This is a genomic window from Methylobacterium sp. WL12 (assembly GCF_008039475.1).
Taxonomy (GTDB): domain Bacteria; phylum Pseudomonadota; class Alphaproteobacteria; order Rhizobiales; family Beijerinckiaceae; genus Methylobacterium; species Methylobacterium cerastii.
The window spans coordinates 1-22,886 of the sequence record NZ_VRUW01000011.1 but is presented as its reverse complement, the minus strand read 5'-3'; the positions used below and the strand labels follow the sequence as shown (position 1 = coordinate 22,886).

19 protein-coding genes are annotated in these 22,886 nt (G+C 66.9%); 11 read left to right on the top strand and 8 right to left on the bottom strand.

Annotated features, from left to right (window positions below):
- The first annotated feature begins 304 nt into the window (after nucleotides 1-304).
- The 3 genes from FV226_RS06750 to FV226_RS06740 are packed head-to-tail and all read left to right on the top strand — an operon-like array spanning nucleotide 305 to nucleotide 3,661.
- On the top strand, nucleotides 305-1,597 hold the full coding sequence (locus FV226_RS06750) for an MFS transporter (RefSeq protein ID WP_147762292.1): 1,293 nt from the start codon (nucleotides 305-307) through the stop codon (nucleotides 1,595-1,597).
- An 11-nt stretch (nucleotides 1,598-1,608) separates the two neighbouring features.
- The gene (locus FV226_RS06745; protein WP_147762291.1) at nucleotides 1,609-2,829 is read left to right on the top strand and encodes a CoA transferase; all 1,221 of its coding nucleotides are present in this window, start codon (nucleotides 1,609-1,611) and stop codon (nucleotides 2,827-2,829) included.
- Between the two features lie 22 nt (nucleotides 2,830-2,851).
- A complete protein-coding gene (locus FV226_RS06740) occupies nucleotides 2,852-3,661 on the top strand; it encodes an enoyl-CoA hydratase/isomerase family protein (protein ID WP_147750443.1) in 810 nt (269 codons plus the stop codon).
- A gap of 159 nt (nucleotides 3,662-3,820) precedes the next feature.
- On the opposite strand, the gene FV226_RS06735 is transcribed toward FV226_RS06740, so the two are convergent.
- The 3 genes from FV226_RS06735 to dctP are packed head-to-tail and all read right to left on the bottom strand — an operon-like array spanning nucleotide 3,821 to nucleotide 6,881.
- Nucleotides 3,821-5,173 carry a TRAP transporter large permease gene (locus FV226_RS06735; RefSeq protein WP_147750442.1) on the bottom strand — a complete coding sequence of 451 codons (1,353 nt, stop codon included), beginning with the start codon at nucleotides 5,171-5,173 and terminating at the stop codon, nucleotides 3,821-3,823.
- Nucleotides 5,170-5,862, bottom strand: coding sequence for a TRAP transporter small permease (locus tag FV226_RS06730; RefSeq protein WP_147762289.1), 693 nt, complete (start codon nucleotides 5,860-5,862; stop codon nucleotides 5,170-5,172). The genes FV226_RS06735 and FV226_RS06730 overlap by 4 nt, the downstream gene beginning before the upstream one ends.
- Nucleotides 5,859-6,881 carry a TRAP transporter substrate-binding protein DctP gene (dctP, locus tag FV226_RS06725; protein ID WP_147750440.1) on the bottom strand — a complete coding sequence of 341 codons (1,023 nt, stop codon included), beginning with the start codon at nucleotides 6,879-6,881 and terminating at the stop codon, nucleotides 5,859-5,861. Before dctP ends, FV226_RS06730 begins: the two co-directional genes overlap by 4 nt.
- A gap of 161 nt (nucleotides 6,882-7,042) precedes the next feature.
- On the opposite strand from dctP, the gene FV226_RS06720 reads away from it, so the two are divergent.
- Entirely contained in the window at nucleotides 7,043-7,699 is a 657-nt protein-coding gene (locus FV226_RS06720; RefSeq protein WP_147750439.1) for a GntR family transcriptional regulator, read from the top strand.
- A 120-nt stretch (nucleotides 7,700-7,819) separates the two neighbouring features.
- Nucleotides 7,820-8,746, top strand: coding sequence for a class I SAM-dependent methyltransferase (locus tag FV226_RS06715; RefSeq protein WP_147762288.1), 927 nt, complete (start codon nucleotides 7,820-7,822; stop codon nucleotides 8,744-8,746).
- 3 nt (nucleotides 8,747-8,749) lie between these two features.
- Here FV226_RS06715 and FV226_RS06710 read toward each other — a convergent pair whose 3' ends face one another.
- Complete coding sequence (locus FV226_RS06710) at nucleotides 8,750-9,451, bottom strand: GntR family transcriptional regulator (protein ID WP_147750437.1); 702 nt, start codon at nucleotides 9,449-9,451, stop codon at nucleotides 8,750-8,752.
- Between the two features lie 72 nt (nucleotides 9,452-9,523).
- Nucleotides 9,524-12,412 carry an FAD-binding and (Fe-S)-binding domain-containing protein gene (locus FV226_RS06705; protein ID WP_187278713.1) on the bottom strand — a complete coding sequence of 963 codons (2,889 nt, stop codon included), beginning with the start codon at nucleotides 12,410-12,412 and terminating at the stop codon, nucleotides 9,524-9,526.
- A gap of 230 nt (nucleotides 12,413-12,642) precedes the next feature.
- Here FV226_RS06705 and FV226_RS06700 point away from each other — a divergent pair, with 230 nt between their 5' ends.
- Nucleotides 12,643-13,737, top strand: coding sequence for a threonine aldolase family protein (locus tag FV226_RS06700; RefSeq protein WP_147762286.1), 1,095 nt, complete (start codon nucleotides 12,643-12,645; stop codon nucleotides 13,735-13,737).
- A gap of 198 nt (nucleotides 13,738-13,935) precedes the next feature.
- Here the strand turns inward: FV226_RS06700 and FV226_RS06695 are convergent, their stop codons facing one another.
- Nucleotides 13,936-14,499 carry a TetR/AcrR family transcriptional regulator gene (locus FV226_RS06695; protein WP_147762285.1) on the bottom strand — a complete coding sequence of 188 codons (564 nt, stop codon included), beginning with the start codon at nucleotides 14,497-14,499 and terminating at the stop codon, nucleotides 13,936-13,938.
- Between the two features lie 110 nt (nucleotides 14,500-14,609).
- Here FV226_RS06695 and FV226_RS06690 point away from each other — a divergent pair, with 110 nt between their 5' ends.
- Nucleotides 14,610-15,320: a glutathione S-transferase N-terminal domain-containing protein gene (locus FV226_RS06690; RefSeq protein WP_147750433.1), complete on the top strand. Its 711-nt coding sequence runs from the start codon at nucleotides 14,610-14,612 to the stop codon at nucleotides 15,318-15,320.
- A 249-nt stretch (nucleotides 15,321-15,569) separates the two neighbouring features.
- Here the strand turns inward: FV226_RS06690 and FV226_RS06685 are convergent, their stop codons facing one another.
- On the bottom strand, nucleotides 15,570-15,830 hold the full coding sequence (locus FV226_RS06685; protein WP_147750432.1) for a PepSY domain-containing protein: 261 nt from the start codon (nucleotides 15,828-15,830) through the stop codon (nucleotides 15,570-15,572).
- 137 nt (nucleotides 15,831-15,967) lie between these two features.
- Between FV226_RS06685 and FV226_RS06680 the strand changes: the two genes are divergently transcribed.
- From FV226_RS06680 to FV226_RS06670, 3 genes are all read left to right on the top strand, one after another.
- Nucleotides 15,968-16,918, top strand: a complete 951-nt coding sequence (locus tag FV226_RS06680) for a magnesium chelatase domain-containing protein (protein WP_281406026.1) — start codon at nucleotides 15,968-15,970, stop codon at nucleotides 16,916-16,918.
- Nucleotides 16,912-17,994: a molybdopterin-dependent oxidoreductase gene (locus FV226_RS06675; RefSeq protein ID WP_147762284.1), complete on the top strand. Its 1,083-nt coding sequence runs from the start codon at nucleotides 16,912-16,914 to the stop codon at nucleotides 17,992-17,994. The genes FV226_RS06680 and FV226_RS06675 overlap by 7 nt, the downstream gene beginning before the upstream one ends.
- Nucleotides 17,995-18,285: 291 nt before the next feature.
- Nucleotides 18,286-20,775 (top strand): EAL domain-containing protein, encoded by a 2,490-nt coding sequence (locus FV226_RS06670; protein WP_147762283.1) that lies wholly within the window; start codon nucleotides 18,286-18,288, stop codon nucleotides 20,773-20,775.
- 996 nt (nucleotides 20,776-21,771) lie between these two features.
- Here FV226_RS06670 and FV226_RS06660 read toward each other — a convergent pair.
- The gene (locus tag FV226_RS06660; protein ID WP_187278711.1) at nucleotides 21,772-22,473 is read right to left on the bottom strand and encodes a GAF domain-containing protein; all 702 of its coding nucleotides are present in this window, start codon (nucleotides 22,471-22,473) and stop codon (nucleotides 21,772-21,774) included.
- Nucleotides 22,474-22,618: 145 nt separating this feature from the next.
- On the opposite strand from FV226_RS06660, the gene FV226_RS06655 reads away from it, so the two are divergent.
- On the top strand, nucleotides 22,619-22,886 hold a 268-nt coding region (locus FV226_RS06655; protein ID WP_147762281.1), incomplete at its 3' end, for a transposase.

Genomic DNA, 22,886 nt, shown 5'->3' with positions numbered 1-22,886 from the left:
GATCGAACGAAAACGGGGGCTTCGGCCCCCGTTTTCGTTCGTCCGGCAACCTGATGGGCCGGATGCGAACGAGGCTTGCCCGGCGTCGCCCGGCTTCCGACCCGCCGCCCGTGCAGGCGGATCGCGCGGGCGGAAAACGCCGGATTCCTAACACCCGTGGTTGCACTCCGGCATAGGCCGAGCGTACTGAATACGTAATGCGAAACGCCGCACCCGGTCGCCGAGGCCAGGGTGACGGCGCGGACCGCCACAAGGCGGCTGCCAAGAACGCTGCGCAAGAACGCCGTGCCGGAGGATCGACGCCATGATCAAGCGCCTGAGCGCCACGAACAGCGTGCTGTTCCTGCTCTGCCTGATGTACTTCATCACCTATCTCGACCGGGTGAACATCGCCACCGCGGGCGCCGTGATCATCAAGGATCTCGGCATGTCGAACACGCAGTTCGGCCTGATCCTCTCGGCCTTCGCCTACCCCTACGCGATCTTCCAGGTGATCGGCGGCTCGGTCGGCGACAAGTTCGGCGCGCGGCGCACGCTCTTGGTCTGCGGATTGATCTGGGCCACGGCGACGATCCTCACCGGCTTCGTCGGCGGCCTCGTCAGCCTGTTCCTCGCCCGCGTGCTCCTCGGATTCGGCGAGGGCGCGACCTTCCCGACCGCCACCCGCGCCATGCAGAACTGGACGGCGCCGGGCCGTCGCGGCTTCGCGCAGGGCATCACCCACGCCTTCGCGCGGCTCGGCAACGCCGTGGCGCCGCCGATCGTCGCCTTCCTGATCTACCATTTCGGCTGGCGTTCGAGCTTCGTCATCCTCGGCGCGATCAGCTTCGTCTGGGTCGTGATCTGGTACCTCTATTTCCGTGATGACCCGTCCGACCACAAGGCGATCACCCAAGCCGAGCTCGACCAGCTGCCGCCGCCGCGCAAGGTCGGCGCGAAGCAGTCGGTGCCGTGGGGCGCGCTGACCAAGCGCATCCTGCCCGTCACCATCACCTACTTCTGCTACGGCTGGACCCTGTGGCTGTTCCTCGGCTGGCTGCCGAGCTTCTTCAAGCAGAGCTACGGCCTCGACCTGAAGAACTCGGCGCTGTTCGCCTCGGGCGTGTTCTTCGCCGGCGTCGTCGGTGATACGCTCGGCGGCGTGCTCTCGGACCGCATCTTCGAGAAGACCGGCAACCTCAAGCTCGCGCGGCTGTCGATCATCGTCGTCGGCTTCCTCGGCGCCGCGGCGAGCCTGACGGGCGTGTTCTTCACCCGCGACCTCACCGATGTCGCCCTGCTGCTCTCCTCGGGCTTCTTCTTCGCCGAGCTGGTCATCGGCCCGATCTGGTCGGTGCCGATGGACATCGCGCCGAAGTTCGCCGGCACCGCGAGCGGGCTGATGAACACCGGCTCGGCGATCGCCGCCATCGTCTCGCCGATCGTGTTCGGCCTGATCGTCGACATGACCGGCGATTGGACGCTGCCGTTCGCCGGCTCGATCGGCCTGTGCCTGCTGGGTGCCGCCACCGCCTTCACCATGCACCCCGAGCGCCCCTTCGTGGAGCCGGCCGAGGCCGGCGGTATCCCGCCCGTCGCGGTCGCGCCGGTGCGCTGAGGCAAATGGCGATGGTGGACGCACGACGCGAAGGCCCGCTTGCGGGCGTAAGAGTGATCGAGCTCGCCCACATCATGGCGGGCCCGGTCTGCGGCCTGATGCTCGGCGACATGGGTGCCGAGGTGATCAAGGTCGAGAAGATCCCCGGCGGCGACGACACCCGGCGCTCGGTGCCGCCCTCGATCGAAGGCGAGAGCGCCGCCTACATGATGATGAACCGCGGCAAGAGCGGGCTGGCCCTCGACCTCAAGAGCGAGGCCGGCAAGGCGGTGCTCCACCGGCTGCTGGCCGACGCCGACGTGCTGATCGAGAACTACCGCGCCGGCACGATGGAGAAGCTCGGCCTCGGCTACGAAGCCCTGCGCGCGCGCCATCCGGCGCTCGTCTACTGCTCGCTCTCGGGCTTCGGCCGCTCCGGCCCCTACGCGGAGCGGGCCGGGTTCGACCTCGTCGCGCAGGGCATGAGCGGGTTGATGAGCGTCACCGGCGCCGGGCCCGGCGAGCCGCCGATGAAGTGCGGGCCGCCGGTCACCGACATCACCGCCGGCATCCTCGCGGCGATGGGGGTGCTCGCCGCCTACACCCACCGCCTCAAGACCGGGCAGGGCCAGGTGGTCGACACCTCCCTGTTCGAGGCCGGCATCACCCTGACCTACTGGCAGTCGGCGATCGCCATGGCGACCGGCGTGGCGCCGGGGCCGATGGGCTCGGCCCACCCGCTGAACGCCCCCTACGAGGCCTTCGAGACGCAGGACGGTTGGATCACCATCGGCGCGGCCAACCAGACCAACTGGCTGCGCCTCCTCGACGTGCTCGGCGCCGACACGCTCGCCGCCGACCCGCGCTTTTCGCTCAACGCCGGGCGCATGGAGCACCGCATCGCGCTGGCCGAGGCGCTCGCGCCGTACTTCCGGGGCGACACCTCCGAGGCGTGGCTCGCGCGGCTGGAGGCCGGCGGCGTGCCGGCCGGCCCGGTGCTCGACGTGAACCAGATGCACCGCGATCCCCATACGCTGGCCCGCGAGATGGTGGTCTCGGTCGAGCACCCCCGGGCAGGGTCGATGACGACGCTCGGCCTGCCGGTAAAGTTCTCGGCGACGCCGGGCAAGGTCCACGGCCCGGCGCCGCTGTTCGGCGAGCACTCGCGCGCGATCCTGCGCGGGGCCGGCTACGACGACGCGGCGATCGACGGCTTGATCACGGCGGGCGTCGTGGGCGAGACGACGACGTGACGATTGGATGAGGACTTCGAGCATGAGCGACGCCGCCCCGACCGATGAACTGCTGGTCTCCCAGGACGGCGCCATCGCCCGCATCGTCCTCAACCGGCCCCAGGCCCGCAACGCCCTGACCTTCGCGATGTACGAAGGCCTGGTGACCCAGTGCCTGCGGATCCAGGAGGACGCGTCGGTCAAGGCGCTGGTCATCACCGGGGCCGGCGAGAAGGCGTTCGCCGCCGGCACCGACATCGCCCAGTTCCGCAGCTTCGAGACCGCGGAGGATGCGCTGGGCTACGAGCGCTTCATGGACCGGGTGCTCGGCACGCTGGAGCGGATGCGGGTGCCGACCATCGCCGCCATCGCGGGCGCCTGCACGGGGGGAGGGGCGGCGATCGCCGCCGCCTGCGACCTGCGCGTCGCCACGCGCGACGCACGCTTCGGCTTCCCGATCGCCCGCACGCTCGGAAACTGCCTGTCTCAGGGCAACCTCAAGCGGCTGTCCGACCTGATCGGCCCGGCGCGGGTGAAGGACATCATCTTCACCGCCCGCCTCGTCGGCGCCGAGGAGGCGCTGACCATCGGCCTCGTCGGCGAGGTGGTGGCGGACGCCGCAGCGCTCGCCGCGCGCGCGACCGAGCTGGCGACGCTGGTCGCCGGCCACGCGCCCCTGACGATGCAGGCCACCAAGGAAGGCCTGCGCCGGCTCGCCGAAGAGGCCACCGCCCCCGAGGGCGAGCCGCAGCCCGGCGACGACCTGATCCTCAGCTGCTACATGAGCCGCGATTTTCGCGAGGGCATGGAAGCGTTCTTGGGCAAGCGCGCGCCGGATTGGCAGGGGCGGTAGCGGCGCGAAGGGGCGCCCTTTCCCTGCGCCACGCCTGACACCTTCCACCTCGCACGACCGCCCTCACCACCGCTTCGGCTACGCCTCCGCTCCCCCGGTTGCACGACGGGGTGCAGCCGGGCCTCTCCCCGCCCGCGGGGAGAGGGGAGGAGGGGCGCGCTACCGCGTGGACGGCAGCAGCAGGTCGGGCAGCCACAGGGCGATGCCCGGCACGAGGCACAGGATCAGGATCGCCACCGCCATCAGCACCACGAAGGGGAGCGTCCCCCAGATGATGTCCGAGAGCGGGATGTCGGGGGCGATGTTCTTGATGACGAAGATGTTCAAGCCCACCGGCGGGTGGATCAGGCCCATCTCCATGGTGATGGTCATCACCACGCCGAACCAGACGAGGTCGAAGCCCGCGGCCTTCAGCGGCGGCAGGATGATCGGCGCGGTCATCAGGATGATCGAGACCGGCGGCAGGAAGAAGCCGAGCCCGATCACCAGCCCGAGGATCGTCACCAGCAGCACCCAGGGGGAAAGCTGCATCGCCACGATCGCGGCGGCCGCCGACTGCGAGATGTGCAGGTAGCTCATCACGTAGGCGTAGAGCAGCGACATGCCGATGATCAGCATCAGCATGGTCGACTCGCGCAGCGTCGCGGTGAGGATCGGGCTGACGTCCTTCGGGCGCCAGACGCCGTAGATCACCGCGATCAGGCCGAGTGCCAGCAGGCCGCCGAGGCCGGCCGTCTCGGAGGGCGTGGCGTAGCCGCCGTAGAGCGCGACCATCACGCCGGTGAGCAGCACCACGAAGGGCAGCACCCGCGGCAGCGTCTCGAAGCGCTGGCGCATGCTGTAGGTGTCGTCCGCCAGGATCGGCGACTGAACGCCGCCGCGCTCGTAGGCGGCCTTCGCGGTGGCGTACTCGGCGCGGAAGCGGAACACCGCCCAGGCCGCGAACAGCCCGACCAGCAGCAGCCCCGGCCCGATGCCGGCCAGGAACAGGCGCCCGAGCGACTGCTCGGCGGCCACCGCGTAGAGGATCATGGTGATCGAGGGCGGCAGCAGGATGCCGAGCGTCCCGCCGGCCGCGATGATGCCGGCGGCGAAGCCCGGCGAGTAGCCGCGCTTGCGCATCTCCGGGATGCCGGCCGAGCCGATGGCCGAGCAGGTGGCGGGCGAGGACCCCGCCATCGCGGCGAACAGCGCGCAGGCGAAGACGTTGGCGATGCCCAGCCCCCCCGGGATGCGGTGCATCCAGGCGTGCATGGCCGAGTAGAGGTCCTGGCCCGCCTTCGAGCGCCCGATCGCCGCGCCCTTCAGGATGAAGAGCGGGATCGAGAGCAGGGTGATCGAGGCCATCTCCTCGTAGACGTTCTGCGCCACGGTATCGAGCGAGGCCGCCGGCATGAAGACGAACATGAACGCCAGCGCGACGAAGCCGAGCGCGAAGGCGATGGGGATGCCGGCCAGCATCGCCGAGAGGGTCGCCCCGGCATAGAGGAAGCCGATCGCGGCGGTGCTCATCGGGTGATCCTCGCGGTGTCGACGGTGTCGCCCATCGGGTCCGTGCCCCGCGGGGTCACGTCCGGCCGTCCGTGCATGTCTTTGTTCAGGTCGGCGCCGAGGCCGACCTTCGGGGCGACCCAGCCGGCGGAGTTCGGACCGTAGGTGAGGGCCTGGACGATCTGCACGGCGAACTGGATGCCGAGCAGGCTCATGCCGACCGCCATCAGGGCGTAGGGGATCGCCAGCGGCGGGCCCCAGCTCGATTGCGAGACCTGCCCGTCGACGTAAGCCTCGTGGAACAGCGTCCAGCTCTTCCAGGCGAAGAACACCACGAAGACGAAGCTGATCATGTCCGCCATCAACAGGCGGGCGCGGTTGACCTTCGGCGACAGGAACCCGGTCAGCGCCTCGATCGCCACGTGGCCGCGCTTGGCCTGGACGGCGGCGGCCGAGAAGAAGGTCGCGCCGACGATCAGGAACACCGCCATCTCGTCCTGCCAGTCGGTCGGCTCGTGCAGGACGTAGCGGATCACCACGCTGTAGCTCAGCACGAGGCAGGCGCCGACGAGCGCGAGCCCGCCGAACACCATGATCACCCCGTTCAGGCGCTTCATCGCCCGGTCCATGACGCCGAGCGCGCCGGGGATCCGGGGCTCGGCGACCGCCTTCTCGGAGGCGGCCGAGGCCGCGTCGAAGGCGTGGCTCACGCGACCTGCTCCGCCAGCTTGAGGAGCTCGGCGCACTGCGCGTTCTTGGCCGCGTAGTCCTTCCACGCCGTGTCGCGGGCGATGTCGCGCCACTGCCCCATGGTCTTCTCGTCGAGGTTCTGCACCTTGGCGCCGGCCTTCGAGAAGACCTGCTCGACATGGGTGTCGTCGGCCTTGGCGCCGTCCTGTCCGAAGGATTCGAGCTCGGCGCCGACCGCCATGATCAGGTCCTGCTGGTCCTTCGGCAGCCCGCTGAAGATCGCTTTCGACATCATGATCGGCTCGAGCATGAACCAGTAGGAGCGCTCGCGCCCCGAGGTCAGCGCCTTCGACAGCTCCTCCAGGCGGAACGAGATCAGGCTGGTGGAGGAGGTGATGACCGCGTCGCACGCGCCGGTCTGCATCGCCGCGTAGGATTCGCTCGACGGGATCGAGAGGGTGGCCGCGCCCGCCTGCTTCATCATCAGGTCCATCTCGCGCGAGCCGCCGCGGACCTTGAGGCCCTTGGCGTCGGCCGGCGCGTAGAGCGGGCGCTCGCGGCTGGCGACGCCGCCCGCCTGCCAGACCCAGGAGACCAGGACGATGCCCTTGGCGTCGAGGATCTCGGTGAGCTTGCGGCCGACCGGAGCCGCCTTCCAGGCGACGCCCTGCGCGTAGGAGGTCACGAGCCCCGGCATCAGGCCGATGTTCAACTCGGGGATCTCGCCGCCGGCGTAGGGCGAGGGGTAGAGCGACATGTCGAGCGCGCCTTTGCGCATCGCGCCGAACTGGGCGTTGGTCTTCATCAGCGACGAGCCGGGATAGACCTGCACCTCGAGCGCGCCCTTCGAGCGCTCGCCGACCGCCTTGGCGAGCTTGCGGCACATGCGATCGCGGAAGTCGCCTTCGTCGATGGTGCCGCCGGGGAACTGGTGGGAGAGCTTCAGCACCGTCGCGGCCTGGGCGGCGCCGCGGCCGAAGTGCAGGAGGGCGGGTGCGGCGAGGCCGCCGGCGAGGAGGGCGCGTCGGGTCGGCGTCATGCTGTTTCTCCCGCGTCGCACAATCGCGACTGTCTTGTTTTTGCGCTGCACAATATAGTGAATGCAACGCTTGGTATATATTGAACGAGCTCTTGTATATTTTGTCAACGCCCCTGCATAATGAGTTCTCGGGAATCGTCACGATCGGGAGGCGTCCAGCGATGAGCCAGGCACAGCGCCTGCGGCAGACCATCGAGGATGAGATCGTTGCTGGCCATCTTGCCGTCGGCGCGCGCCTCGACGAGGTGATGCTCGCCGAGCGGTTCGGGGTGTCGCGCACGCCGATCCGCGAGGCGCTGCTGCAGCTGGCCGTCACCGGGCTCGTCGAGACCAAGCCGCGCAAGGGCACGATCGTCAGCGCGCCGGAGCCGCAGCACCTGCTGGCGATGTTCGAGACCATGGCGGAACTGGAGGCGGCCTGCGGGCGCTTCGCCGCGCGGCGCCTGACCCCCGACCACGAGGCGGCGCTGAAGGCGGCGCTCGCGGCCTGCGAGGCGTCGGCGGCGGCCGGCGACACCGAGGGCTACTACGCCGAGAACCAAGTGTTTCACGCCGTGGTCTACGGCGCCTGCCGCAACGCGTTCCTCGCCGAGCAGGCCCGCCTGCTGAGCCGGCGGCTGGCCCCCTATCGCCGCCTGCAGCTGCGGACGCGCCACCGCCTCGGCCAGTCGCTGGCGGAACATGCCGGCATCGTCGCGGCGATCCTCGCCGGCGACGACGCGGCGGCGGGCGAACGCCTGCGCACGCACGTGGTGGTGCAGGGCGACCGCTTCTCGGACCTCGTCGCCGGCCTGCGCTCGCTCGGCGACGCCGCCTGAGGCGGGAATCCCGTTCACCGCGTTTGCAATCGGTGCAAAGCGCTACGCAGAACAACTCAACCCAAGATTGTATTTGCTGCTACGATCCGCCTCGTCGGGATGGGCCGGTCGGAGGCGTCGATGCTCAAACAGTTGGTTCAAAGCGCGGGTCGGAAGGCCGGCCTCGACATCTTCCGCGCGAGCACCGATCCGTTCCGGTGGAGCCACACCGTCCACGACTACTATCCGGTCATGCCGCAAGCGCGCTGGCAGCCGCAGACGCCGCCGCACAGCCGGCTGCGGGCGGTGCTCGACCAGGGGCGGCCGGACTACGCGCGCTTCGTATCCGCGCTCGAGGATCACGCTGCGCTGATCCACGGCGTCGCCCACCCGCCCGACCCTGCGGACCCGACCGCGCCGTGCTGGAACAACACCTGGTTCACGGCGCTGGACGCCGCCGCGCTCATGACCTTCCTCGCCTGGAAGCGGCCGGCCCGCTACGTCGAGATCGGTTCGGGCACCTCGACCTGCTTCGCGCGCCGCACGGTGGAGCGGCTGTCGCTCCCGACCCGGATGACCTCGATCGATCCCAACCCGCGCCGGCACATCGACCGGATCTGCGACGCGGTGATCCGCCAGCCGCTCGAAGACTGCGACCTCACGGTGTTCGACACGCTGCAGGCCGGCGACGTCCTGTTCTTCGACGGGTCGCACCGGGCCTTCGCCAACTCGGACGTGGTGGTGTTCTTCTTCGAGATCCTTCCGCGCCTGGTGCCCGGCGTGATCGTGCAGATCCACGACATCTTCATTCCCGACGACTACCCGACCGCCTGGAACCACCGGCTCTACAACGAGCAGTACCTGCTCGCCGCGATGCTGATGTGCGGAAGGCCGCCGTTCCGGGTGACAGCGCCGGTCACCTACCTGTGCCAGGATCCGGAATTCGCGGCGCGGGTGAAGCGCGTGTTCGCGGCGCCGGACGGCGGCCTCGAAATCCCGTTCCACTACCCGAACGACACCGGCCTGCCCGGCGCCTCGTTCTGGTTCGAGACGCGGCGCGTCGACTGATCGTCAGCCGGCGGCGTCCGCCGGCAGGTCGGCGGCGGCGTCGCCGAAGTTGGCGGCGATGACCGGCTTCTTGCCGCGGATATGCTCGCGCATCAGGTGCGAGAGCGCGGGGCCGTCGCGGCCGCGCAGGAGCTGCACCATCCGCTCGTGCTCCTCGATCGCCCGGGTCCACTGCTCGGGCGTCTGGTGGGCGGAGTAGCGCGAGCGCTGGATGCGGCCCGACAGGCTGCGGTAGATCCCCGACAGCGTCGCGTTGCGGCTCGCCGCCATGATCGCCTCGTGGATCTGGCGGTTGAGGCGGAAGTACCCGGCCTCGTCGGACGCCTTCCACATCGCCACCATCGCGTCGTGGTCGGCTTGGATCGCGGCGACCTCGTCGTCCGTTACGGTGCGGCAGGCGAGGTCGGCGGCCGTCGCCTCGAGGCCGGCGATGACCTCCATCATCTCCTCGATCTCGACCTGCGAGAGGCTGGCGACGCGGGCGCCGCGGTTCGGCAGCAGTTCGAGGTGGCCTTCGGTGGCGAGGATCTTGATCGCCTCGCGAAGGGGTGTGCGCGAGATGCCGAAGCGTTCGGTCAGCTCGCCCTCGTTGACGCGGGCCTTCGGCTCCATCTCGCCGGATTGGATCAGCGCACGAATCCGGTCCGCCACCTCGTCGTGAAGATAACGTCGACTGATGCCGAGCCCGGGATCGATCTTGTTCATGCGGTCGATTTCATGCGTTCGATGCTCATCGCTGCCGAGCAGGAGGCCGACCCTGTTTAGGCGCCTCCCAAATCAGTGTCGAGGCGCCAGGGCCCGGTCGAGGACCCTGACCACATGTTCCGCCGTCATCCCGAGCCCGTCGTGGATCTGGTGGCGGCAGCTGGTGCCGTCGGCGACGACGAGGTCGTCGGGGCCGGCCTTGCGCAACGCCGGAAACAGCGACAGCTCGGCCATCGCCAGCGAGGTGTCGACCGTCTCAGGCCCGTAGCCGAAGGCGCCGGCCATGCCGCAACAGCTCGATTCGATCGGCCGGACGTCGAGCCCCGGCACGCTGCGCAGCACGCTCTCCACCGCGCCCATCGCGCCGAAGGACTTCTGGTGGCAATGGCCGTGCAGGTGCGCGACGCGGCCGCCCTGGTCGGCGAAGTCGGGCGCGATCAGCCCGGCCTTGAGGTCGGCGGCGAGCAGTTCCTCGATCAGCAGGCTCTGCTTGGCCAGCAGGTTCGCGTCCGTCCCGGGCAGCAGGGCGACGAACTCGTCGCGGAAGGTGAGGAGGCAGGACGGTTCGAGCCCGACCACGCGGGCGCCGGCTCGGACGAAGGGCAGCAGCGCGTCGAGGGTCCGGCGCGCCTCGGCGCGCGCCCGGTCGGTCTGGCCCGAGGCGAGCCACGTCCGCCCGCAGCAGAGCGGGCGCTTGCCCTTCGTCGGGAAGACGCGGTGCAGCCGGTAGCCGGCGGCGGCGAGCACCCGCTCGGCCGCCTCCAGGTTCTCGCGCTCGAAGGCGCGGTTGAAGGTGTCGCCGAACAGGATCACGTCGCGGTGCTCGCCCACCACGTCCTGCGGGTGGGCCGGCTCGCCGGCCTCCGTCCAGGGACGGCGCCAGCGCGGCAGCGTGCGCCGCGCCGAGAGGCCCGCGACGCGCTCGGACATCCGCGCCAGCGCCGGCACCCGGTCGCGCAGGTTCAGCAGCGGCGCCAGCCGCGCAGCGACGCCGGCGTAATGCGGCATCGCGCCGATCAGCCGGTCCTTCAGCGGCAGGCCGTGGCGGGCGTGGTAATGATGCAGGAACTCGACCTTCATCCGCGCCATGTCGACGCCGGTCGGGCATTCGCGGCGGCACGCCTTGCACGAGACGCACAGGTCCATCGTGCGCTTCATCTCAGGCGACGTGAACGCGTCCTTGCCGAGCTGGCCCGAGATCGCCAGCCGCAGGGAGTTCGCCCGGCCCCGCGTCAGGTGCTGCTCTTCGCGGGTGACGCGGTAGGACGGGCACATCGCTCCGCCCGCGAGCTTCCGGCAGGTGCCGTTGTTGTTGCACATCTCCACGGCGCCGCCGAAGCCGCCGGCCTCGGGCCAGTCGAGCGCGGTCTCGCGCGGCGCGACCACCTGGTAGTCCGACCCGAACCGCATCAGCGCGCGGTCGTCCATCGACAGCGGGCGCACGATCTTGCCCGGGTTCAGGCGGTTCTCGGGGTCGAACGCGTCCTTCACGGTCTCGAAGGCGCGGGCGAGGCGCGGCCCGAACAGCGGCGCGATGTATTCCGAGCGCGAGATGCCGTCGCCGTGCTCGCCGGAATACGAGCCCTTGAACCGGCGCACCAGCTCGGAGGTCTCCTCCGCGATGGCGCGCATCTTGGCGACGTCGCCGCCGAGCTTCATGTCGAGGATCGGGCGGACGTGCAGGCAGCCGACGGAGGCGTGGGCGTACCAGGTTCCGCGCGTGCCGTGCTTCGTGAACACGTCGGTGACGGCGTCGGTGTAGTCGGCCAGGTGCTCGAGGGGCACCGCGCAATCCTCGATGAACGAGACCGGCTTAGCGTCCCCCTTCATCGACATCATGATGTTGAGGCAGGCTTCGCGCACCTCCCAGACCGACTTCTGGCGCGACGGCTCGTGGATCTCGACCACCGCGTCGGGGAAGCCGTGGTCGGCCATGCAGGCGTCGAGGCGCTTGAGGTCGCGCTCGAGCGCGGCGAGGTCCTCGCCGGCGAACTCGGCGAGCAGCAGGCAGTTCGGCGTGCCGCGGGTGATGTCGGCCAGCGTCGCGCGAAACAGCGGGATGTCGGCGCCGAGCACCAGCACGTTGTTGTCGACGAGCTCCACCGCCACCGGGTCGAGGTCGACGATGTGGCGCGTGGTCTCCATCGCGGAGTGGAACGACGGGAAGTGGCACACCCCCATCACCCGGTGCGCCGGCAGCCGGGACAGCTGCAGCGTCACCGAGGTCGTCGCCGCCAGCGTCCCCTCCGAGCCGACCAGCAGGTGGGCGAGGTTCGGCCGCGCCTCGATCAGCGCGTCGAGGTTGTAGCCGCCGACCCGGCGCTGGACCTTCGGATACTTCGCCAGGATTTCCGCGCGCTCCGACTCGGCGAGCGCCATCATGCGGCGCGCGAGGTCTTCGGCGTGGGCCGAGCCGGTGACGCCGCCGGATTCGTTGCCCGTCAGCCCGAAGCCGAAGGCTTCCGCATCGTGGAACAGCGCCTCCAGGCCGAGCACGTTGTCGCTCATCTTGCCAAAGCGCAGAGAGCGGGCGCCGCAGGAATTGTTGCCGGCCATGCCGCCGATGGTGCAGCGGGTCGCCGTCGAGGGCTCCACCGGGAAGAACCAGCCGTCGGCCTTCACGCGGGTGTTCAGGCGCTCCAGCACCATGCCCGGCTCGACGGTGACGGTGCCGGCCTGCGCGTCGTAGGCGCGGATGCCGTTAAAGTGGCGCGAGCAGTCGACCACCAGCCCCGAGCCGATCGGCTGCCCGTTCTGCGAGGTGCCGCCGCCCCGCATGATCACCGGCACCCCATGCTCGGCGGCGATCGTCAGGGTCGCGGCGATGTCGGCGGCGCTCTTCGGCAGCACCACGCCGGCCGGCATGATCTGGTAGATCGAGGCGTCCGTCGCGTAGCGCCCGCGCGTAAAGGCGTCGAAACGGGCCTCGCCCTGCAACGCCTCCGCCAGCCGCCGCGCCAGGCCGGCGCCGTTCCGCCCGGCGACGCGCGCGCCTTGCTGTGCGCCTTGCCGTTCGCCTTGCCGCGTCTCTTGCCGCGCGTCCTGTCTCGCACCCTGGGGCGCCGTCTCGACCGCCACCTGCTCAGCCCTCCCGACGCCCGATTCCGGTCGCCTCCGCTAAACGTATTCAAAATTCATTTTGATGGAAAGCGTGCCTGCCGCGCTTTCGCGGGACCGCGCGACCATGCACTATGGCGCCGCAACGCCGACCGGAGGCAAGCCTGCCCGTGACGATCGATCTCTACAGCGACACCCAGACGCGGCCGACGCCGGGCATGCGCGAGGCGATGGCGCGCGCGGTGGTCGGCGACGAGCAGTCCGATTCCGACCCGACGACGCGGGCGCTCTGCGACCGGGTCGCCGCCCTGCTCGGCCAGGAGGACGGGGTGTTCATGCCGTCCGGCACGATGTGCAACCTCGTCTCGATCCTGGTTCAGACCCGGGCCGGCGACGAGATCGTGGTCGACGACCAGTCCCACATCTACAACACCGAGGCCGCAGGCTCGGCCGCGATCGGCGGCGTGTCGGTGAAGGCGCTGCCGACGCCGGCGGGACTCTACACGCCCGAGGCGTTCGCGGCGGCGATCCGGCCGCCGGCCCGCACGGCGCCGCGCACCGCCCTCGTTTCCATCGAGCAGACCACCAGCTTCTCGGGCGGCTCGGTCTGGGCGCTGGCCGACATGCGGGCGATCCGCGACATCGCCCGCGCCCACGGCCTGAAGGCGCATATCGACGGCGCCCGCCTGCTCAACGCGGTGGCCGCCACCGGAATCGCGGCGAAGGACTACGCGCAAGGGTTCGACAGCGTCTGGCTCGACCTCAGCAAGGGCCTCGGCTGCCCGGTCGGCGCGGTTCTGTGCGGCTCCCGCGACTTCGTCGTCGAGGCCTGGCGCTGGAAGTACCGGCTCGGCGGCGCCATGCGCCAATCCGGCGTGGTCGCCGCCGCCGGCCTCTACGCCCTCGACCACCACGTCGCGCAGTTGAGCACCGACAACGCGCACATCCGGCTGATCCACGACGCGATCGCCGACGCGCCGGGCTTGAGCTTCGACCCGAGCGCGGGGCAATCGAACATCCTGTGCTTCGGCGTCTCCGGCCTCGGCGTCACCGCCCCGGCCTTCGCCGAGGCCTGCCTCGCGCACGACGTCCGCATCCGCGCCATCGGCAGCCAGATCCGCGTCACCACCCACCTCGACGTGGATCGCGCCGGGGCGGAACGCGCGGCCGAGGTGATCCGCGCCGTCGCCGAGGCCTTCGCCGAACGCCGGGCGGCGCCCGTTCGGTGAAGGTCACACTCTGACGGGGGGAGCGACACCGCGGGTTCGTCTTCGGCCCATTGCAGAAGATCGGGAGGTCTGCCCCGAGCCCGTCTGGTGGATGAGGGCTTACGACGGGATTTGAGTGGAAAGCGGTAACTCAGAGACTAAGCATTGAACGCCTATTTCGCGATCCAGAGCGGGCTTTCTTCGAGAATGGATGGACAACTACGCAGGCAAGAGGCCGGCCGCGCGATAGTTGTCGATCAGGGTGTCGAACAGCGGAAGATCGGCGCGGCCCCGCGCCATGAGTTGAGCACCCGCGACGGCCGCGTAGATGGCGCGAGCCCGGCCTTCGCTGTCCGCCGCCTTCACGACACTCGCCGCCGTCAACAACTTGCTCAACCACGCGACGTTGACGTCGGCGAATGCGCGCACCTCGTGTTTCACGGTATCGGGTAGATCATCGTATTCCGCCGTCATGAAGCTGGACAAGCACATGCGGTTGTCGTTCTGCAAAGACACCCGGAAAATCTCAGGATACCGACGCAGTCCGTCCAGTGGGTCGGCCGCTTCGTCCGAGATGGCTTCGAGATCGGTGGCGATGTCTTCCCAATAACGCTTCGCGACCGCCGCTCCGAGTTCGGCCTTGCCGGGGAAGTGATAGTAGACGCTTGCGGCCTTGATCCCGACCTCGGCTGCCAAGTCGCGGAAATTCAATCCGCTGTAGCCGTGCGCCATGGCGGTTCGCTTCGCAGCGGCAAGGATCGCTTCCTTATACCCCGAACTCATCGCGCCCATCCTCCGCAAGAAAATCACCTGCCTGTTGGCAGATAGGCGTTGACCGCTCGGAAAGGAAGGCCTAGTGATTCGTCTGCCTACTGACAGACAGAGAGAGTCAGATGACCAGCCAAACCGCCTCCAAGCTCCAGCTTTTCACCTCGCCCTCGGCGTTCCCCAACCCACAGCGCCTGCGCATCTTCCTGCACGAGAAGGGCATCGCGGATCGGTTCGACGAGCGCGTCTACGACATGTCGCCGGTCGGCGAGCAGCGGCAGTGGCGGCATCTGAAGATGAACCCGTGGGGCGAGACGCCGACGCTGAAACTCGAGGACGGAAGCGTCATCTCGGAGACGGCGGCCATCGTCCGGTACCTCGATCAGGCCTTCCCCGGTCGGCGGATCATGGGTGATAGCCCCCTTGAGCAGGGCCTCGACACCATGTGGGACAACCGCATCTGGGTCCACATCCTCTACCGGATCGTGACCGCGTTCCACGTCCTGCATCAGGGGCTGGGGCCAAAGCTCGAACTCACCAGCAACCCGGCCTGGGGCGAGCATTGCCGCAAGGAAGCGCTGGCCCATGCGAGCTTGGTGAACCAGCACCTGTCGGACGGGCGCGAATGGCTGCTCGGCGGCGAAGCGCCGACTTTCTCGGACATCACGATGGCGACCGCGATCGCCTTCTCGAAATTCCCCGTGAACGCCACGCCGCTGGACGAGCGCTTCGAGCACATCGACGCATTCTGGAAGCGCTGGCAGCAGCGGCCGACCTTCCTCGCCGCCTATGCCGACCGTCAGAGCGGTGTGCCGGAGTTGGACGACCGGGCCTGATCGACCATCGGCATTCCGGGATTGGTGCGCTGGTCGAGCCCCCTCCGACCAGCGCTCTGCCGTCATCGGGACTTCGAACGACCGCTGTGTCGCCGAATGCGGTCGTCGATCGAAGGGGTCTGGAGGGCTGCTGAGGGTCGTTGTCGGACGTTTGGCTATGGGTACCAAGCGTCGGATTTCCGCCTATCGGGCGCCGGTCGGCAGAGCCGCACGGCGCCCGCTTCGTCCCTCCCGTTACTCGGCCTTGCGCTACTCGGCCTTGCGCTTGACGATGGCCATCGTCTTCGGATCGAGCTTGAGGTCGAACTGCTTGCCCGAGCCGTCGACGGCGTCGTCGACCTCGATCATGCCGTCGTCGAGCTCGATCTCCTTCCACTTGGTGAAGCCTTCTTGGCGGAGCATGGCCTCGACCTTGGCCTGCTGGTCCGGCGGCAGCTTCTCGTCGGCCTGAGCGGCACCGGTCAGGCCGGCGGCGAAGACGAGGGCGAGGGCGGTGGATGTCAGGCGCATGGCGGTTTCCGTTTGTGGTTGTCGACCGGCAGAGAACAGCCGCGCAAGGAGCCGGTTCCTGAACCGGTTCCTGAGGTTGTCAGGCTAGGGATGGCCGCCTAGGCTTACTTTCCGTCGAGCCGAAGGCCCCCTCCCGCATGGTCACCCGCGTCGCCACCGTCGCCTTCGAGGGCATCGAGGCACGTGCCGTCGACGTCCAGGTGCAGATCATCCCCGGCGCGGTCCACTTCAATGTGGTCGGCCTGCCCGACAAGGCGGTGGGCGAGTCGCGCGAGCGGGTGCGCGGTGCGCTGATCGCCTCCGGGCTGGCGATGCCGGCCAAGCGCATCACCGTGAACCTCGCGCCTGCCGACCTGCCGAAGGAGGGCTCGCACTACGACCTGCCGATCGCGCTCGGCGTCATGGCGGCGATCGGCGCGCTGCCGGCCGACGCGCTCGCCGGGTACTGCGTGCTGGGCGAGCTCGCGCTCGACGGCACGATCACCCCGGTCAACGGCGTGCTGCCGGCGGCGATGGCGGCGAGTGCACGCGGCCTCGGGCTGATCTGCCCCGCCGCGACCGGGCCGGAGGCGGCCTGGGCCGGCGGCGACCTCGACGTGCTGGCGCCGCGCTCGCTCATCCAGCTCGCCAACCACTTCAAGGGCACGCAGGTCATGGCCCGGCCGGTCCCCGCGGTCGCCGCCCCGGGCCCGCCCCTGCCGGACCTCCGCGACATCAAGGGCCAGGAGGGCGCCAAGCGCGCGCTCGAGATCGCCGCGGCCGGCGGCCACAACGTCCTTACCAAAGGGTCGCCTGTATGGCGCTTGCCTCGCACTCGACGCCGACCCGCGCGAGGTTTGGCTCCAAGTCTGAACTGGATCACTCGCAGGGCTGAGGGCGACGTCGGCTTCTATACACAACCGTCCGTAAGCAGGCATGCTGCTCTCGACCCATGCCATCCGGATGGACCACCTTCGCCGCGTCCGAAGCAGCCGTTCATCGACCGTTCGGCAGCTTCGCCCCGGCGGTCTTCTGTGCATCGATTGAGCCTTAGCGCCATCGGCGCGTTCACCCCCGTGCCCTCATCCGAACGGGAGCCCCGATGTTGAGCCTATCCGAGCGAAAGGCTTGCCTGATCGTTCATGGCGATCAGCCCTACAATGCCGAACCGCCTCTGGGCCGGCTGCGCGCCTCCTACCGGACACCAGCGGAAGACTTCTATGTCCGCTCGCACGGCGATGTACCGGACCTCGACCCGGAAACCTGGCGCCTAAACGTCGATGGCGGGGCCGGAGTCACGCTGGAACTTTCGCTGCACGACCTGCGGACCCGTTTTCCGAAAGCCATGGTCACGGCAACGATGCAATGTGCCGGCAATCGTCGCGCCGACATGCGTGCGGTTGCCCCGGTATCGGGCGATCCGTGGGATGCCGGTGCCATCGGGACGGCCGCTTGGACCGGGGCTCGCCTCGGCGACATCCTGCGTGAGGCGGGTGTCGCGGATGCCGCGGATCTCCACGTAGCCTTCGAGAGCCACGACATGGTGGAAGGCCGTCCGTACGGAGCCTCGATCCCCCTCGGCAAGGCGATGGCACCGGAAACCCTGTTGGCCTACGCCATGAACGGTGAAGCCTTGCTGCCCGAGCACGGCTTCCCGGTCCGCGCCGTCGTGCCGGGCTTTGCGGGCGTGCGCAGCCCGAAATGGCTCCGGCGCCTCGTCGTGCAGGACCACCCGTCCGATAACCCGATCCAGGCGGACGATTACAAGCTGTACCCATCCGACGTGACCGCAGAGACGGCGGACAGGGCCCAGGGGCACACAATCGACACGATGCCGCTTAACGCAGCGATCTGCGAGCCGGAACGCGGAGCTACCCTCAAGGCCGGACGGAACAGCATTCGCGGCTACGCGGTGGCCGGCGACCGGGCCATCGTGCGCGTCGATGTCTCCGGGAACGGAGGCCGGAGCTGGATGCAAGCTTATCTGCAGCACGAGCCGTATGCGCCGTTCGCCTGGACGTTCTGGAGCGTGGAACTCGATCTGCCTCCAGGTGAGCATGAACTCGCCGTTCGCGCTTGGGACGTGGCCGGCCAGACGCAGCCGGCGCTGCCGGACGACATCTGGAACTACAAAGGCTACCTCTGCACCTGCTGGCACCGGGTGCAGATCAGTGTGACCGAGTAGAACGTCGGTCGCTTAATTCGCGCTTCGAATGGCAGAGGTGGCGCTCGAACGGGCGGATTCCTACAGTGCGCGCTGGCGTCTCCACCGCACGGAAGCGGCCCAAAACAAATCCACCCCTTCTGGCCGCATATTCTGCGATGCGATCACCGCCGTTATCATCTGGGGCGCTGGCCGCACCCGTGACCTCAGCCCGGAAACATCGCGGTCCCTAAACTGAGGACCGCAAATGCAACCACTGGTTCATTTAATTTCACCATGCTGCCTGCGGTTGCTGCATGGTGAGGCGTTACGATGTTCCGCGCGTTCGTTTGTCTGACCGAGGAACACACCGCCTGGGTCGTGCCACTGGCAGCCTGCGTCTGCTGGATTTCCTGCTACGCAGGCCTACAGATCGAACAGCGGGTCCAGACCCAGCCGAAGGGACGAGCGCTGGTTTGGCTCCTGGCCGCTAGTTTCTCGATCGGTGCTGGCGTCTGGAGCACCCATTTTATCGGCATGCTCGGCTACGATCCCGGCGTCGTCATCGGCTATGAACCGCTCACGACGCTCCTGTCCCTGATCGTTTCGATCGCTGCTTCCCTCTGCGCGCTGCTCATCGCGAGAGCCACGCGGGTGTGGTGGTCGGGCATCGCTGGTGGCCTGCTCTTCGGTCTTGGGGTCGGGGGCATGCACTTCCTCGGCATTGCGGGGATGATGTTGCCCGGTCATTTGTCGTGGGACCCGACGTTGGTCGTCGCGGCTATGTCGACGGGCTGTGCGCTGTCCGCGGCCGGCTTGGCGCTGCACACTCAGCGTACGGGGACTCGTTCGCGCATTCAGGCTGCAACGATCCTAACGTTTGCCATCGCGGCCCTTCATTTCATGGCGATGGCAGCCGTTCACATCACTCCAGATCCGTCTTTGTCGACCCCCGATCTTGGTCTCGCACGTGGCGTCCTAGCTGCCGGCATCGCAGTGATGATGTTGGTTATCCTGACATTTGCAGTTCTCACCCTCATGTTGGATCACCTTCGGACGATGAACGCTGTGCTGACCCAGCAAGGAGGATCGCTCCGCAACAAGACGGTAGTCCTCGATGCCACGCTCGACAACATGGATCAGGGCCTCATCATGGTAGATGCCGGCGGTGTGGTTCGTGTGTGCAACGAACGCGCCCTCGCGCTCTTAAATGTTCCGCGCGAGATGATGCAGATGCAGCCGACTTACCGATCCGTCTTGCGTTATCAGCTGCGGCACCGCGAACGCAGACGCTCCGACCGGTCCGGGAAATGGGTACAAACGGAGGGACCCCAACAGGCGCACGTTCAAGAATGTAGGGGATCGAACGGCGTCATTCTCGAAGTCCGCACCGTTCCGTTACTCGATGGAGGGTTCGTTCGGACGTTTACGGACATTACGAAGCGGAAGGCGACCGAGGCTGAAGTGGCGCGCCTGGCGCACCATGACGTTCTCACCGGGCTCCCGAACCGAGCCCTCTTCCACGACCGTTTAGAAAAGCACTTGAACGAGTTGGTAACGCAGGGGGGCTCCTGCGCCGTACTCTATCTCGATCTCGACGGCTTCAAGGGGGTGAACGATACGCTCGGGCATCTCGCTGGCGATCAGCTTCTACGAATGGTGTCGAACCTCCTGACCTCTACAGTTGGCGGCGGGTCGGCTGCACGGCTTGGAGGCGATGAGTTCGCGGTACTACTGACCGGTGGCCGGCCGGAAGCGAGCGCCGTGGCCTCGCGGATGATCGCCGCCTTCGACACACCGTTCGAGGTGCACGGGAGTCGGATCAAAGTTGGCCTGAGCGTCGGCATCGCACTCGCGCCGGAGCATAGCATCGACGCCGAGTGCCTTTATCGCCGTGCCGATCTCGCTCTGTATCGAGCGAAAGCCGAAGGTCGAGGGACATTCCGCATCTTCACGCCGATGATGGACGAGGAAGCCGAGGAGCGCCGGGGGCTCGAACGCGACCTACGCGATGCAATGAGCAACGATACACTCAGCCTGCATTATCAGCCGCAAGTGGATGGTCTTACAGGAAAACTCGTCGGCTTCGAAGCTCTTTTACGTTGGACGCACCCGGTCCGTGGCAACATTGCACCAAGTGTCTTCATACCTCTCGCAGAAGAGACTGGGGTCATCGTGTCGCTCGGTGAGTGGGTCTTACGGAGGGCTTGTACGGAAGCAGCCCTCTGGTCGAAGCCCCTCAAGGTCGCCGTTAATCTCTCGCCTCGGCAATTCCATAAGGCAGATCTGCCAGAGGTAATCTTGGGCATCCTGTCCGAGACCGGCTTGTCACCGAGCCGCCTTGAGCTGGAAGTTACGGAAAGCATTATCATCAACAATGTGGAGCAGGCTGTCTGTATTCTTCGTCGCCTGAAGAGCTTTGGCATCCATATTAGCCTGGACGATTTTGGAACCGGCTACGCATCGCTTGCAACCCTACAAGCCTTCCCGTTCGACAAACTGAAGATCGACCGCTCTTTCGTCTCTCAACTCGGGACGGGGCCGCAAGCCGCCGTCATCGTGCGGGCAGTCCTAAGCCTTGGCAGAAGTCTTGGCATGGGCATCGTTGCAGAAGGCGTGGAAACGCAAATGCAGATGCGGTTCCTGGCGGAAGAGGCCTGTGGAGAGATGCAGGGCTACCTGTTTGGGAAGCCACGACCGATCGAAGAATACGCGGATGCCATTCAACAACCGGATAGGCTAACGCGGGACGAAGGTCCGCGCATCAATACGGAACACAGCGGAGTCAGGCAGGAACGTCCGCTTCGATGCCATTCCAATTAAAAGCAGACAGTCTCAAATCCACCCAAGCCGGCCGTAGAAGGGACTTACGGGGCCCGACCAAACCACTTCAAAAAAGGTGATCTGCGCGGCTATCGAACGAAGACGTCATGATGGTGACCTGCCTGTGGCTCGTGCTCATGCTTCGGGCCGCCAATCGATGCCGGAACGCATTGGGACTACACCGGCTCTATCCAGGTTCGCCTCCACGGACGCATCCACCTCGTTCGGGGCAACCACGACCACGGCCTGGGAGATCGGCTCATATGGGCCGGACCCGTCGTCGACGTCCAGAGGATATTCGTCCAGGTTCCGGGCATGCCCGAGCGTGTCGCCCTTTGGGCCAGCCACTGCGAGCATGTGACGTGGCCCAATGCCTGGCACGGCGACCTTCATGTCTACGGCCATTCCCACGGCAGCTTGCCGGCTACCCGGACCAGCCTTGACGTCGGCGTGGATTGCTGGGATTGGCGCCCAGTCACCCTGGATGAGATCAAGGCGAGGATGGCAGGGTCACCTGCGACGGTCTCGCAGGTGTGATGCTACGCTTTTGGACGTCGGCCGGTGGTCGTGAGAAGCGGGCGGCGATGAACACTCATCACCGTATCGAACTCAGTTCGCATCCATCGAGACCAAGAGACCCTTCGGCAAAGAAGGGCCTTGATACCATTTTTAGGAATTTCAGCGGCTTCTCACTTGCCCGATAGCTTGGTAGAGGAGAAGGATTGCGCGAATTTGATGCAGGCAAGTCGATCCTGAGGAAGAATAATAGCTCGAAAGGCGTGCAGCATTTCAGCCGCTTGGCTCAGGCTCTGCATTCTATCCGTGCTGTCGAGCAAGCCTGACACATCCGTATGAAACGTCTCGGCGATACGCTGAAGTAGATGTTCTGATCGGCTTCGAGACACGTACATATTTCTCGCTCCGTCTTAGCGATTATGGAACTATCGGCGATTTTAGACTTAGAATTGACCGCGATGTGGCAATAGTCGCCTACTATTAGTTTAGGTAGATGCTCTGACCCTTTTGTTCGTCTGCTATGCGACGACCTACATGCATCAGGCCCTTGGAAAGCAGCTTTTCGAGGATCTCGTCGCGGATGCCCTTTGCTATTTCATGGGCAGACATCAAGTTATGCGCCGCCTCAAAGAGCATTTCATACTCATTCGCGCCGCCTTGCACGTCAGGATGCTGGCGCGCCATAAATTTACGGATGTTGAAAAGTATTGTGGCCTGTCGCCCTAAAGCTTGCAGGCCTGCGACTTGAGTTTTCGTAAGGCCTTTGGCGTGCGGCTTCGTATCGAGAACGCATAAGGTGCCGACCCCGTAGCTCGCATCCAAACGTAATGGTACTCCGGCATAAAAGCGGAGTGATTTATTGCCGGTCACCAATGCGTTATCACGGGTCCTAACATCGCGTGTCATATCATTGATGACGAGTGCTTCGGGTTCCGCGAGCGCATACGCACAAACGGAAAGTTCGACCGGCGTCTCATCGACTTCGCTGCCGAGCCGTGACTTGAACCACTGCCGATCAGCCGCCACGAGGGTAATGTTCGCAACTGCAGTATCGCAGATGATACGTGCAAGTTCAGCAAGGTCGTCGTACGACTGCTCCGGTGTTGTATCCAATATATTCAGGCTTCTAAGATCGTTCAGGCGATCGGGATCTAAGATGACTGACCAGGGAGTTCCGCTCACTTGATCCACTCCTTGGCGACGTGAAGCGCCCCGTTGGGGTGACACAACCTATGGACGATCTCAACGATGATAACTACTAGGGCCTGTCGTCGCCTGAACAGATTGGCTGGGCTCGCGTTTTCGTCTCTCTGATGGAGGAGGGACGATGCTGAGCGACGCGCAATGGGCTGATCTGGAGCCTCTGGTTGAAGCCTGCCGGCCCAAGGCCAAAACGCCTCCTCAGGATCTGCAGCGCACGCTCTCGGCCATCCTTTGGCGGCATCAGAACGGAGCCAAATGGCGAGCTATTCCCGAGGAATTGGGACCCTGGTGGCGGGCTGCCCAGATCTTCATCCGCTGGTCGCGTGCCGGCGTCTGGGAGCGGCTTCTTCACCTCGTGCAGGAGCGCGGTGTCCAACTCGGTATGGTGTTCC